A 12,957-nucleotide genomic window follows, 5' to 3' on the forward strand; every position below is an offset into this window, starting at 1 on the left:
CCTCCTTGGGCTTTCTTCGGTCGCTGCGCACTTCTGCTCGTACTGCGTCGTACCGCGCGCTTCATCCGCCGGGCCGGAAGTCATAAGGTATTGCCGAGAACCATTGCTTGGGAAGGGGGCACGGCCATATGTCGGTGGAACCCGACGGCGGACCGGAGGACCGGCTGACACCGGTGCTGCGGCCGGTGCGGGCCGGCAACGGCTTCGAGGAGGCACTGGAGCAGATCCTCCAGATCGTCCGGCTGGGCCTGGTGCCCGGCGGGGAGCGGCTGCCCGCGGAGCGCGAGCTGGCGGAACGGCTCGGGATCAGCCGGGTGACGCTGCGCGAGGTGCTGAAGGTACTCCAGGACCAGGGCCTGGTGGAGGCGCGGCGCGGGCGGTACGGCGGCACGTTCGTGCTGCCGCGCACCGACGCGGGCGGCGAGGACGAACTACGCCGCCGCATCGCCGAGGTCGACATCGAGGATGTGCTGCGGTTCCGGGAGGTGCTGGAGGTGGGCGCCGCCGGTCTGTGCGCGGCGCACGGCCTGGACGACGCTCAGGCGGCGCGGCTGCGGCAGGCGCTGTCACGCACCCATGAGGCGCCACTCGCCGAGTACCGGCGCCAGGACACCCTGCTCCACCTCACCCTCGCGGAGCTGTGCGGTTCCCCTTCGCTCACCGCCCAGTACGCGGCCGTACGGGCCTCCGTCAACGACCTCCTCGACTGCATTCCGCTTCTCGTGCGGAATCTGGAGCACTCGCAGCGACAGCATGTCGCGCTCGTCGACGCGGTACTCGACGGGGACGCGGACGGGGCGCGCGAGATCATGCGGGAGCACTGCTCGGGGACGGCGGCACTGCTGCGGGGGTTCCTGACGTGAGGACGGCGGAGCGGTCGGCGGCAGGCCTTGCCACCACCGGCCCCGCAAAGGTATGAACGTGCTCCATTGAGCACGAGGGAGTACGAGGGAGCACGCGTGGCCAGGCCGCTGATCGGTGTGAGTACGTATCTGGAGTCCGGGGCGCGCTGGGGCGTGTGGGAGATGGAGGCCGCACTGCTGCCGGTCGGGTACCCCCGGCTCGTGCAGGCGGCGGGCGGTCTCGCCGCGATGCTCCCGCCGGACGATCCGGCGTACGCGGCGGCGACGGTGGCGCGCCTCGACGGTCTGGTGATCGCGGGCGGACCGGACGTCGACCCCGCCCACTACGGTGCCGAGAGGTCGCCGCGCACGGGGCCGCCCGCGCCGGCGCGGGACGCCTGGGAGCTGGCGCTGATCCGTGCGGCACTGGAGGCCGGGACGCCGCTGCTCGGCGTCTGCCGGGGGATGCAGCTGCTGAACGTCGCCCTCGGCGGCACGCTCGTCCAGCACCTCGACGGGCACGTGGTCGAGGTGGGGGTCTTCGGCCGGCACTCCGTGAAGCCGGTGCCGGGGACCCGTTACGCGGAGATCGCGCCCGAGGAGACCGATGTGCCCACGTACCACCACCAGGCGGTCGACCGGCTCGGCGAGGGGCTGATCGCGTCGGCGTACGCCACGGCCGACGGGACGGTGGAGGCGATCGAACCACCCGGCGGCTCATGGGTCCTGGGCGTGCAGTGGCACCCGGAGATGGGCGAGGACCTGGGAGTGATGCGGGCCCTCACGCTGGCGTCGGGGTCGCCGACGGTCTGAGATGCCCGAGGCGCGGCCCGGCCTCTCGGGGCGCGGGGAACTGCGCGACAAGCCACGACGAACCCGCGGCCGACGACAGGGCTGACCTACGGGGTCGAAGGGGCAGCGCCCCTGGGACGGGACGGTGGGGCGGCGGAGGCGGGAACCGTCGGTCAGTCGGCGGTCGGCGTGCCGCCCCGGGTCAACCCCAGGAGGTCACGGGCCGGGCCCGCCGGCCGGTGCCCCGTGGGCCAGACCGCCCGCAGGGCACGCCGGAGGCGCACCCCGTCGACGGGGACACGGACGAGCCGACGGGCGGACAGCTCCTCGCCCAGCGCCAGCTCGCTGAGGACGGCCGGCCCGGCCCCGCTGAGCGCGGACGACTTGACCGCCGTGGTGGACGACAGCTCGATCAGGGGCCGGGCGAGCCCACCCAGCGCCGACTCCAGCACCTGCCGCGTCCCGGACCCCTTCTCCCGCAGGATCAGCGGCGTGGAGGCCAGCTCCGCCGCGTCCAGAGGCCTGCGCCGACGCGCCCACGGATGCCCGGGGGCCGTCACCACGATCAGATGGTCGTGCGCTATCACCACCGCGTCGAGCCCGGCCGGCACCGTCGGCCCCTCCACGAACCCCAGGTCCGCCTCGTCCGCCAGCAACCGCTCCGCGACGATCGTGGAGTTGCCCGCGAGCAGCGACACCGCGGTGTCCGGGCGCTCGGCCCGCAGGGCGATCAGCCACCCCGGCAGCAGATACTCGGCGATGGTCATGCTCGCGGCGACCCGGAGCCGCGAGTCCCGGCGGTCCCGCAGCGCCTGCGCGCCCACGTCGAAGGCCTCGGCCGCCTCCACGATCCGCCGGGCCCAGTCGGTGACCAGCGCCCCCGCGTCGGTGAGCCGGGAGCCGCGCGGCGACCGGTCGACCAGGGCCACGCCGAGCTGCCGCTCCATCGAGCGGATCCGGCTGCTGGCGGCCGGCTGGGTGATCCCCAGCTCCCGCGCCGCCCGCCCGAGCGAGCCCAGCCGGGCGACGGCCAGCAGCAGTTCGAGGGCACCCAGGTCCGGCACCCGATGCCCCAGCCCGCCGCCCCGCGGCTCCCCGAGCTCACTCATAACGCCAGCTTATGTCCTCATACACACGAACTCCCTGGTGGGGCCCGCACACCGACGGGACGCTCGTAGCATGGTCACCGCAGTCCGCACCGTCCCCGCTGCTCCCCTCATCAACGGCCCGCGGGCCGTGTCCCTCCGTCACTTCGGCCCCCAGTGGTACGCCCCGGTCATGGGCACCGCGATCGTGGCCACCGCCGGTGCCGGGCTCCCCGGTGACCTGCCCGGCGTACGGACGGTCTGCGCGGCGGTCTGGGCCCTCGCTCTGCTCGCCCTGGTCACCGTGGTCGGCGCCCGCGTCCTGCACTGGTGCCGCCACCCCGACCAGGCCCGCGCCCATCTCCTCGACCCCGCCGTGGCCCCCTTCTACGGCTGCCTCTCCATGGCCCTGCTCGCCGTGGGCGGCGGAGCGCTGGTCGTCGGGCGGGACTGGACCGGTGTGCGGGGCGCCGTCCTGCTGGACGCCGTGCTCTTCGGGGCCGGCACACTCGTCGGGGTCGTCGCGGCGGTCGTCGTGCCGTACCTCTTGATCGTCCGGCACCGTGTGGAGCCCGGCCGGGTCACCCCCGTCCTGCTGCTCCCCCTCGTCGCGCCGATGGTGTCCGCCGCTCTCGGCCCGCTGCTCGTCCCGCACCTGCCGCCCGGTCAGGCCCGGCAGACCCTCCTGTTCGGCTGTCTCGCACTGTTCGGGCTCAGTCTGCTGGCCACGCTGCTCGTACTGCCGCTGGTCGTCGCGCGGCTGGTGACGACGGGTCCGCTGTCGCTCGCTCTGACCCCCAGCCTGTTCCTGGTCCTCGGGCCGCTCGGCCAGTCGACCACCGCGGCGGGCAACCTCGCCGACGCCGCGCCCACCGCCCTGACGGCGTCGACACCGTACGGGGCCGTCCTCGCCGTCCTGTACGGCGTGCCGGTCATGGGCTTCGCGCTGCTCTGGCTCGCCCTGGCCGGGGCGTTGGCCGGGCGGGCACGGCGGCGGGGCATGGGGTTCTCGATGGCGTGGTGGGCGTTCACCTTCCCGGTGGGCACCTGCGCGACCGGCGCGGAGGGGCTGGCCCGGCACACGGGGCTCGTCGCCTTCGACGTCCTCGCCGTCGCGCTCTGCGCTCTGCTGCTGGCGGCCTGGGCGGCGGCCGCCGTCCGCACCGTGCGCGGGCTGGTCAGCGGAGAGCTGCTCGCAGGGCCGCGCCGACCACCCGCGGAGCCTCGGCCAGCGACGGCCCGTACCAGGTGAGATGGCGGCCGCTCAGCAACGCGCAGGGCAGTCCGGGGAACGCCTCGGGGCCGTCGTCGGCGGTGAACCTGTACGGCTCGTCGGGGAGGACCACGACGTCGGGGGCGGCGGCACGCAGTTTTTCGACGGGCACCCTGGGGTAGCGCTCGGCGTGCCCGTCGTACAGGTTGTCCACGCCGAGCCGGGCGAGGACGTCACCGGCGAAGGTGTCCCGGCCGAGCACCATCCAGGGGCGTCGCCAGATGGGCACCACTGCGGTCCTGCGGCGGTCGGGGGCCGGCAGCCGGGCCCATGCCGACTCGGCCTCGTCGAGCCACCCGGGCCGCGACCGGGCGCCGCAGGCACGAAGGACCCGGTCCAGTTCGGTGAAGGCCTCGGGGACGCTGCGCACCTCGGTGACGAGGACCTCGACGCCCGCCTCCCGCAGGACGGTCAGGTCGGGGGCGCGGTTCTCCTCCTCGTTGGCGACGACCAGGTCGGGGGCGAGCCGCAGGATCGCATCGGTCCTGGGGTTCTTGGTGCCGCCGATCCGTACGACATCGAGATCGTGCGGATGGGCGCACCAGTCGGTGGCACCGACCAGGGCTCCGGGCAGTGTGACCGCGACGGCCTCGGTCAGGGAGGGGACGAGGGAGACGACGCGCCGCATCGCGTCACGCCCCCCGGCGGTGCCGGTCCTCCAGCGCCTCGATGTGGTCGGCGACGGCCACCACGACGACCCGGGTGTCGGGGACAGTGGCCCGCCAGCGGTGCCGTACGCCACCGGACATGTACAGCGTGTCACCGCGCCCCAGTCGGTGGGCGCGGCCCTCGGCCTCGACCTCGACGGCGCCTTCCACGACGTACATCAGCTCGTCGTTGCGGTGCTGGACCTCGCGGCCCTCGTCGTGGTCGCCCGTGAACTCCATGGCGTGCAACTGGTGGTGACCACGAACCAGGGAGCGCGCGCTGGAGACGGGGGGCGGGACCGAGTCGTCCTCGGCGCGTACGACGTCGACGCTGCAGGCCGGGTCGGCCGCGGCGAGCAGTTCGACGGCCGTGGTGCCGAGGGCGTCCGCGATGCGTTCCAGGGAGGGTTTGCTGGGGCGGGCGCGCTCGTTCTCGACCTGGCTCAGGAAGGGAACCGACAGGCCGCTGCGCTCGGCCACGGCCGAGAGCGTGAGCTCCAGTGCCCGGCGCCGCCGCCGGACGGCCGCGCCCACCCGAAGGGGCTGCTCTTTGTGGTCGCCCATAGCTCCGGCTCCCTCCTTCACTCGTAGCTCTTCGCCCGGGGACTTCGTTCGCAGGTCGGTTCGAGGACGCCTACGGCTCCGAGTACGGATGGTCGACGGCCCGGCACTCATCCGGTGCGGTTCTCCTGATGAGTTCTCTGCACCCTACGCATGTTCGGCAAACCGTTTCACGCGCCCATCACATCCCCGTAAACCCGGCGAGGGGCCATGCTCACAGTTCACGCCAGGAAGGAAGGCGCTCCGGCCGCCAGGCCGGATGCCGAGTGTGATCATTCCAACACGGCCTGTCACCGGTCCGGGTATTCAGTCGGACCGTGGTTGACGCCGGGTCGCGCATGCGTGCCGGTACCGGTCGATGCGTTCGAGCCCGGCATGGCCGCACACCTCGCAGCGGTTGTCCGGATCTTTCCCGTACGTCAGTACGTGGCCGCTGCGCTCGTTCGGAACGGGCGGCGGTGCGGCCGCGTCCGGTCGCCGCATGGGCGCCGTCAAGCGTCGCGGCGGTGCGGCGCGTTGACCGGTAGGCGATGGCTCCGGGCCTGGCCGTCGACCAGGGCACCGACCTCCCCGCACCCCGCACGCACGGTGCGCGGACGGTTGCGTCAGGGGCCCGCTGTCGGCGCCGTACGGCATGATGCGGGACGTGACTGGACGCCTGATGCTTCTCGACACCGCCTCGCTCTACTTCCGCGCCTATTTCGGGGTGCCGGAGTCCGTGAAGGCCCCGGACGGTACCCCGGTGAACGCGGTGCGCGGGCTGCTGGACTTCATCGACCGCCTGGTGAAGGACCACCGCCCGACGGACCTGGTGGCGTGCATGGATGCGGACTGGCGGCCGCAGTGGCGGGTCGATCTGATCCCCTCCTACAAGGCGCACCGCGTGGCCGAGGAGCACGAGGCCGGGCCCGACGAGGAGGAGGTGCCGGACACCCTGTCGCCGCAGGTGCCGGTGATCGAGGAGGTGCTGGACGCGCTCGGCATCGCGCGCGTCGGCGTCGCCGGGTACGAGGCGGACGACGTGATCGGCACGTTCACGGCCCTCGCGAAGGACCCGGTGGACATCGTCACCGGCGACCGCGACCTGTACCAGCTCGTCGACGACGAGCGCGGCATCCGCGTGCTGTACCCGCTCAAGGGCGTGGGTACCCTCCAGCTCACCGACGAGGCGGTGCTGCGCGAGAAGTATGGAGTGGTCGGCCAGGGGTACGCGGATCTGGCACTGCTGCGCGGCGACCCGAGCGACGGTCTGCCGGGCGTGCCCGGCATCGGCGAGAAGACGGCCGCGAAGCTGCTCGCGCAGTTCGGCGACCTGGCCGGGATCATGGCCGCGGTCGACGATCCGGCGGCGGCGCTCACGCCGTCGCAGCGCAAGCGGCTGGACGGGGCCCGCGCGTATGTGGCCGTCGCGCCCAAGGTGGTGCGGGTGGCCTCGGACGTACCGCTGCCGGACGTGGAGACCGTGCTGCCGAGGACACCTCGGGATCCGGCCGCGCTGGAGACCCTTGCCACTCGCTGGGGCCTGGGAGGATCGTTGCAGCGACTGCTCACCACGCTCCAGGGGTGACAGCCGTGCGGCCGGTCCTGCGGCAGCGCGACGGCCGGCCGGAATGCCGCGAACCGGTCCCGGTGGGGCGTACGCCGGGGTTGGGATGACCCTTCGGCGGTGAGGCTCTGAGGCACGAGTCACATCACGAAGTTGTCGTCCGGTGGTTGAGCATGGGGCGAATGCCAGGGGGAGATGATAACTTAGGTAAGCCTTACTAGGTATTCGGGAGGCCGTCATGGCAGAGCGTCCGGAACGCAGGAGCCCCAAGCCCCACTCCGCACGAGTCGTCCGCACCGAGCGACTCACCCCGCACATGCAGCGAGTCGTCCTGGGCGGCGACGGTCTCGCCGGGTTCGCCACGCGCGGCAGCACCGATCACTACGTGAAGCTCCTCTTCGGCCCTGAAGGCGTGACCTACCCGGAACCGTTCGATCTGGAGCGGATCCGCTCGGAGATGCCGCGAGACCAGTGGCCGGTGACCCGGACGTACACCGTGCGCGCCTGGGATGCCGAACTGCGCGAGCTCACTCTCGACTTCGTCCTCCATGGCGACGAGGGCCTCGCCGGCCCCTGGTCCACCCGCGTCCAGCCGGGCGAAGCGGTCCGGCTCCTGGGTCCGGGCGGCGCGTACGCGCCCAACCCCGAGGCCGACTGGCATCTGCTCGTCGGGGACGAGAGTGCCCTGCCCGCGATCGGCGCCTCATTGGAGGCTCTTCCCGACGGTGCCCGCGCCTACGCGTTCATCGAGGTCGCCGGGCCCGAGGAGGAGCAGAAGATCGACTCCGACGTGGAGGTGGTCTGGCTGCACCGCGGTGACCGCCCCGTCGGCTCGCTGCTCGTCGAGGCCGTAGGCGCACTGGAGTTTCCCGAGGGCCGGCTGCACGCCTTCGTCCACGGCGAGGCGGGCTTCGTGAAGGAGCTGCGTCGACTGCTCCGCGTGGAACGCCAGATCCCGCGTGAGGACCTGTCCGTCTCCGGTTACTGGCGCCTCGGCCACAACGAGGACGGCTGGCAGGCCACGAAGAAGGAGTGGAACGCCCGTGTGGAGGCCGAGCAGGACGGCGCCGCCGCCTCCGCCTGAACCGGCCGCCGGACACGAGGGCCTGACGTCCGAAACGACCGCCGGGACCCGCGACCTCCGCCAGGTGGGGTTCAGGCGTTCGTCACCGCGTCGACGAAGTCGGCCAGCGTGTCGGCGAGTTCCTCCAGGCCGGGGCCGGCCGGGCCGCCCGGTTCGGCCATGTAGAGGTCCCGGCGGATCTCGATCATCAGGGCGGCGACCCGTGGGTCCTTCCCGTAGTACTCCAGCGGCACGTACGCACCCCCGAAGGGGCTGTTGACGCCCGTCCCGCCGAAGCCGGCGAAGGCCTCCTCCGCGAGGGCGAGAAGCGCGGGCGGGGTGTGGAAGGGATCGCTCCCCAGGCAGACCGGCGGGCGGTGGCCGTCGCCGTGGAGTTCGTAGGGGAGTCGCTCGGTCGGGTACGAGTGGACGTCGACGACCACGGCCCGCCCGGCGGACTCGAGGCGCCTCGTCACGGCGTCGGTCATGGCAGCGGCGTACGGCACGAAGTAGGTGTCGATCAGGGGCCGGCCGTCGTGGCCGTCCGCGCGGAGTGTCTCCCGGTGCGTGGTCCTCGTGTAGACGGCTCCCATGCCCACGGCCAGCATCTCCTCCCGCTCGTCCGGGAACCGCTCGGGGTCGACGACCAGCCGCGACAGCTGGTTGACGAACCGCCAGGGCGTCATCCCCGCGCGGGCGGCGGCCCGCGCCGCGATCCGGTCCGTGTACGCGTCGGTGATGTGGTCCAGCTCCCGCTCCAGCGCGGCGTCGTCGAGGACGATCCCCTCCCGCACGGCCGCCGGTATCACCCGTGAACCGTGCGGCACATGCAGGAGCACGGGTGACTCCGGCGCACCCGGCAGGAGCCGGTGGGCGGGCGACGCGTCATTCATCCGCGGCTCCTCGTCGTGGAGTTGGTTCACCGAGGCCGCTCAGCATAGAGCCGCCGGCAGACCGCGCTTCCCCTCGGCCGTCGAGGCATCCCCGTCACCCGCGCCGCGGACCGGGCAACGGCTGAACGGGGCGCTCCGGTCCACTTTTCACACAGCCGCCCCGCGTTCAGTCACGATCAGCCCTGCGCATCGCCAGGCACCTCGAACACCACCCGTGACAGTTTTCCAGTCAAATGCGCCCCTTGTTGCCGCTGTACGCTCGCCGTACGCTCTTCAACGGAAAACAGCGTCGCGCGCACGCTGCGATCGCAGCCAGAAGTGGGAACTTCTTGCGGAGGCTCGGCTATGGCATCAAGTGGCGTTCAGAGCGCGACGGTAACCCCGGACATGCTCGCCTGGAAGGGTACGGCGCACGAGGCACTGGAACAGCTGTCAGGCACCCGCGGAATTCAGGAAATGCTGAACCTCGCCCATGACTTATGGTGCGGTTCGGACTGCGCACGCAACACGACATGCACCTTCCTCCATTACCCGCGAAACAGGCTGCATACCACCGCCCCGCAGACCACACGCTCGCGCTACAACAAGCAGACCGCACACCTGTACGGCGTCATGGGAGAAGGCGGGTACGCGGGCCCCGTACCCCAATACCACGAGGTGAACGTGTGGCCACTGCTGGACAAGGTGGTGGAGCGGTGGGACGCGGCCGGAGAGCGACGGGGCAGGATCCCGTCGCACTACTCCGACTGGACGAAGAAGCATGACGCCCAGGCAGCCGACACGGTGTCCCGCGCGTGCCGTGACACGGTCCAGTGGATGGCCTGCTGGTGCGGCGAGGACTATGACGCGGACCCGCTGGGCCTGCACTACATAGCCTTCGCCACCATCATCGACGACATCTGCATCCCCCCGCTCGACCTGGTCAGGGGCCGCTTCCGCATGTACGGCAGGTCCGTGGGCGACCTGATGCGGCGGATGGACGCGGCCGGCTGGGGACGCGACGGCGTGCACGCACTGCTGTCGCTGGTGAGGCAGGCCGTCGTCCAGTACGCGGAGAAGATGGACTTCCGCCCGGGGGACGAACACGTCGGACTCCATGAGGCGCTCAACAGCTCTCCGAACATGTGGGACGGTGTCATATTCCGGGGGAATACCGGAAATGCATACGGCACCGCCATCATGGTGGTCCGGAACAGCGGGACTGGTCCGGTATCCTTCCCGTGGCTCATGGACAGCTCCATCTGTGACTGCCTCTCCATGGATCTGAGCAAGTCCGCACTCGGCGTCTACTCGGTGGACAATCACCAGCCGACTTCGCATGACCGCCGGTCGGAGTCGAGGAAGGCGAGCTACCGGTCGATCTACCTGGATCTCATCGACGACCTGGTCTTCTCAGGCGCACCGGAATCGCTGGTTCACTTCGGTCGCAGCGGATTCCTCTTCGTACAACTGCAGGACCGTTACCAGGAGCGGCGACGGGGAATACGATTTCCGCTCGCGCCGCCCATGCTGCGGGAACTCACCCGGCTCTTCGGTGAGAAACCGACGGACGAATGGCTCGACGAGGCGTTCACCGCCGCCAACCGCGTGCGCCTCACGGAGTCGCCCGGCGCCGGCGAAGCGCAGGACGTGGAGCGTCTCCACCGTCTCCACGCGGGCGTCAGGCAGGAGTCGACGCGGGCCACGAGGCTGCCCGCCTGAGCGCCGGACGGCCAGCGCCAGGTGACGGTGGTCGAGGGGGGCCGGGACTCAGGCCGTCCCGGCCGGGCCCGTCGCGCCGCTCGTATGCTTGACCTGATGAGACGCCGTGCCCCTGCCCCGCCCTCTCCCCTGCCGCAGCGCGACGGGGTGGATCCGGTGCGGGTGCGGTTGCCCGCCGGGGACGCGTGGGCGACGGTACGTGACCACCTCGTGGCACGGCTCTCCGCCGGGGCCGGGGTGATCGACGGCATGCTCGACGCGGGGCTGATCGTCGATGCCGCCGGGCGTCCGGTGTCCCGCGACAGGGCGTACGTGCCGGGCATGTTCGTGTGGTTCCACCGGGACCTGCCCGCCGAGGAACGGGTGCCGTTCGACGTGGACGTCCTGTACCGCGACGAACACGTGGTCGTGGCCGACAAGCCGCACTTCCTCGCCACCACCCCACGCGGCAGCCATGTCGCCGAGACCGCCCTGGCCCGGCTGCGGCGGCGGCTCGGTGTCCCGACGCTCACCGCGGCCCACCGGCTGGACCGGCTGACCGCCGGCGTGGTGCTCTTCACCGTGCGTCCCGAGGAGCGCGGCGCCTACCAGTCGCTGTTCCGGGACAGACGGGTGGCGAAGGAGTACGAGGCGGTGGCACCGTACGACCCCCGGCTGACGCTGCCCCGGACCGTGCGCAGCCGGATCGTGAAGGAGCGGGGGGTCCTCACCGCCCGTGAGGTCGAGGGCGAGCCCAACGCCGTCAGCCGGATCGAACTGCTGGAGCACCGTGAGGGCCGCGCCCGGTACCGGCTGACGCCGCACACCGGGCAGACTCACCAACTGCGGGTACACATGAGCGCGTCGGGGGTGCCCATCCTCGGGGATCCCCTCTATCCGGTGGTGACCGGCCCCGTGGCGGCCGGTGACTTCCGACGTCCGCTCCAACTGCTGGCGCGGAGTCTGGAGTTCACCGATCCGGTCACGGGGCGCGCGCACCGGTTCGTCAGCCCTCGGGCGCTGCGGGCCTGGTCGTCGTACGACGCGTGGGCGGAGTAGGCGCGTACGACGACGGCGTCAGCCGGTCCGCCACCAGTGCAGGATGCGCCGGAACAGGCCAGGCCGGCGGGCCGGTTCGGGTGCGGTCATCGGCTCGGCCGCCGGGACGGCGGGTTCCGCGGCGGCGGGCCGGGGTTGTGGTGCGGCGGCCCCCAGGGTGCCCCGGCGCTGCGGCGGCACCGGCCTGGTGCCGGGCCGCAGGATGACGTCCTGCGGGGGCTTGGGCGCGAACCGTACCGGCAGCTCCACCAGATGCCGGTTGGAGATGGACTCGTGCCAGCGCAGCTCGTGCTCCCCGCAGGCGAGCTGGATGTCCGGGACCCGGGTCAGCAGCGCGTCGACGCCGACGTCGGCGATGGCACGGCCGATGTCCTGGCCCGGGCATTCGTGGGGTCCGCCGCTGAAGGCCAGATGAGCGCGGTTGCCCTGCATGTTGGCGTTGAGGTCGGGCCGCACCCGCGGGTCGACGTTGCCTGGCGCGATACCGAGGAGGAGTCCGTCGCCCTTGCGGATGCGCTGACCGCCCAGCTCGGTGTCCTGCTTGGCGAAGTAGGCGAAGACGGTGCTGAACGGCGGCTCGTCCCACAGGGACTGCTCGACCGCCTCGGGCACGGTCATCTGACCGCCCTTGAGCTGGGCGCGGAAGCCCGGGTCGGTGAGGACCAGGCGCAGCACGTTGGCGAGGAGGTTGGTGGTGGCCTCGTAGGCGGCGAGGAGCACCACGCGCAGGTGCTCCCTCACCTCGTCGTCGGTGAGCGCCGCCGGGTGGGTGATGAGGTGACTGGTGAAGTCCTCCTCGGGCTGGGCGCGGCGGCGGACGGCGAGCCGGCTGAGGACGTCCATGACGTAGGCGTGGCTGACGAGCGCGGTCTCGCTGCCCTTGAGGCAGTCGCGGGCGGCCTGCACCAGCTTCTCGCCGTACTCCTCGGGCATCCCGAGGATCTCGCACAGCACCGCCATCGGCAGGTACTCGGCGAACTGGCCGACGAGATCGGCCCTGCCGTCCTCGCAGAACTTGTTGACGAGGTGCTGGGTGGCTCGGTTGATGTAGCGGCGGATACCCCGGGGGTCGATGGTCGACATGGCGCCGGTGACCGCGCCACGCAGCCGCAGGTGCTCGTCGCCCTCGGCGTGGGCGCAGATGGGCTGCCAGGCGAAGTGCGGCATGAGCGGGTGGTCGGGCCTGATCTCTCCCTCCAGCATGGGCCGCCACAGCCGGGTGTCCTTGCAGTAGTGCGAGGGGGTGCTCACCATGTGCATGTTCTCGCTGTGGCCGAGCACCACCCAGATCGGCACGTCGTCGTGGAGCAGCGCGGGGGCCACCGTGCCGTGCTCGGCGCGGAGTTTCTCGTACACGGCTCCCAGGTCCTCCGCCTCGGGGCCGTAGAGCCGGCGGAGTCCGCCAGGGCCCAGACCGTGGGCGGGGCAGCCGGGCGGCGGCCCGAGTTCGGTGTCGTCCGTACCGGTCGGGGAGGGTGTTTCAGGCGTCACGGTGATCGCTTTCGAAGTGAAGTGG

13 protein-coding genes are annotated in these 12,957 nt (G+C 71.9%); 7 read left to right on the forward strand and 6 right to left on the reverse strand.

What is annotated here, in order from left to right; translation table 11 throughout:
• Positions 1 to 128: 128 nt before the first annotated feature.
• Together ACZ43N_RS22060 and ACZ43N_RS22065 are read left to right on the forward strand one after the other, a co-directional pair.
• Positions 129 to 863, forward strand: coding sequence for a FadR/GntR family transcriptional regulator (locus tag ACZ43N_RS22060; protein ID WP_468099636.1), 735 nt, complete (start codon positions 129 to 131; stop codon positions 861 to 863).
• Positions 864 to 959: 96 nt separating this feature from the next.
• Positions 960 to 1,655: a gamma-glutamyl-gamma-aminobutyrate hydrolase family protein gene (locus tag ACZ43N_RS22065; RefSeq protein WP_468099638.1), complete on the forward strand. Its 696-nt coding sequence runs from the start codon at positions 960 to 962 to the stop codon at positions 1,653 to 1,655.
• Positions 1,656 to 1,807: 152 nt separating this feature from the next.
• Here the strand turns inward: ACZ43N_RS22065 and ACZ43N_RS22070 are convergent, their stop codons facing one another.
• Complete coding sequence (locus tag ACZ43N_RS22070) at positions 1,808 to 2,743, reverse strand: LysR family transcriptional regulator (protein ID WP_468099640.1); 936 nt, start codon at positions 2,741 to 2,743, stop codon at positions 1,808 to 1,810.
• Between the two features lie 70 nt (positions 2,744 to 2,813).
• Here ACZ43N_RS22070 and ACZ43N_RS22075 point away from each other — a divergent pair, with 70 nt between their 5' ends.
• Positions 2,814 to 3,971, forward strand: a complete 1,158-nt coding sequence (locus ACZ43N_RS22075) for an SLAC1 family transporter (RefSeq protein WP_468099642.1) — start codon at positions 2,814 to 2,816, stop codon at positions 3,969 to 3,971.
• Here the strand turns inward: ACZ43N_RS22075 and ACZ43N_RS22080 are convergent.
• The gene (locus tag ACZ43N_RS22080; RefSeq protein WP_468099644.1) at positions 3,898 to 4,620 is read right to left on the reverse strand and encodes a helical backbone metal receptor; all 723 of its coding nucleotides are present in this window, start codon (positions 4,618 to 4,620) and stop codon (positions 3,898 to 3,900) included. The genes ACZ43N_RS22075 and ACZ43N_RS22080 overlap by 74 nt on opposite strands.
• Positions 4,621 to 4,624: 4 nt before the next feature.
• Positions 4,625 to 5,203, reverse strand: a complete 579-nt coding sequence (locus tag ACZ43N_RS22085) for a helix-turn-helix domain-containing protein (protein ID WP_468099645.1) — start codon at positions 5,201 to 5,203, stop codon at positions 4,625 to 4,627.
• A gap of 634 nt (positions 5,204 to 5,837) precedes the next feature.
• Here ACZ43N_RS22085 and ACZ43N_RS22090 point away from each other — a divergent pair.
• A complete protein-coding gene (locus ACZ43N_RS22090; protein WP_468099948.1) occupies positions 5,838 to 6,767 on the forward strand; it encodes a 5'-3' exonuclease in 930 nt (309 codons plus the stop codon).
• A 217-nt stretch (positions 6,768 to 6,984) separates the two neighbouring features.
• Positions 6,985 to 7,830, forward strand: a complete 846-nt coding sequence (locus ACZ43N_RS22095; RefSeq protein WP_468099647.1) for a siderophore-interacting protein — start codon at positions 6,985 to 6,987, stop codon at positions 7,828 to 7,830.
• Between the two features lie 71 nt (positions 7,831 to 7,901).
• Here the strand turns inward: ACZ43N_RS22095 and ACZ43N_RS22100 are convergent, their stop codons facing one another.
• Complete coding sequence (locus ACZ43N_RS22100) at positions 7,902 to 8,702, reverse strand: N-formylglutamate amidohydrolase (RefSeq protein WP_468099648.1); 801 nt, start codon at positions 8,700 to 8,702, stop codon at positions 7,902 to 7,904.
• A 176-nt stretch (positions 8,703 to 8,878) separates the two neighbouring features.
• A complete protein-coding gene (locus ACZ43N_RS22105; protein ID WP_468099650.1) occupies positions 8,879 to 9,001 on the reverse strand; it encodes a hypothetical protein in 123 nt (40 codons plus the stop codon).
• A gap of 358 nt (positions 9,002 to 9,359) precedes the next feature.
• On the opposite strand from ACZ43N_RS22105, the gene ACZ43N_RS22110 reads away from it, so the two are divergent.
• Both ACZ43N_RS22110 and ACZ43N_RS22115 read left to right on the forward strand, forming a co-directional pair.
• Positions 9,360 to 10,403, forward strand: coding sequence for a hypothetical protein (locus tag ACZ43N_RS22110; RefSeq protein ID WP_468099652.1), 1,044 nt, complete (start codon positions 9,360 to 9,362; stop codon positions 10,401 to 10,403).
• Positions 10,404 to 10,499: 96 nt separating this feature from the next.
• A complete protein-coding gene (locus ACZ43N_RS22115) occupies positions 10,500 to 11,441 on the forward strand; it encodes an RluA family pseudouridine synthase (protein ID WP_468099654.1) in 942 nt (313 codons plus the stop codon).
• A gap of 18 nt (positions 11,442 to 11,459) precedes the next feature.
• On the opposite strand, the gene ACZ43N_RS22120 is transcribed toward ACZ43N_RS22115, so the two are convergent.
• Positions 11,460 to 12,932, reverse strand: coding sequence for a cytochrome P450 (locus ACZ43N_RS22120; protein ID WP_468099656.1), 1,473 nt, complete (start codon positions 12,930 to 12,932; stop codon positions 11,460 to 11,462).
• Between the last annotated feature and the right edge of the window lie 25 nt (positions 12,933 to 12,957).

Source organism: Streptomyces sp. NPDC030814 (assembly GCF_055572155.1).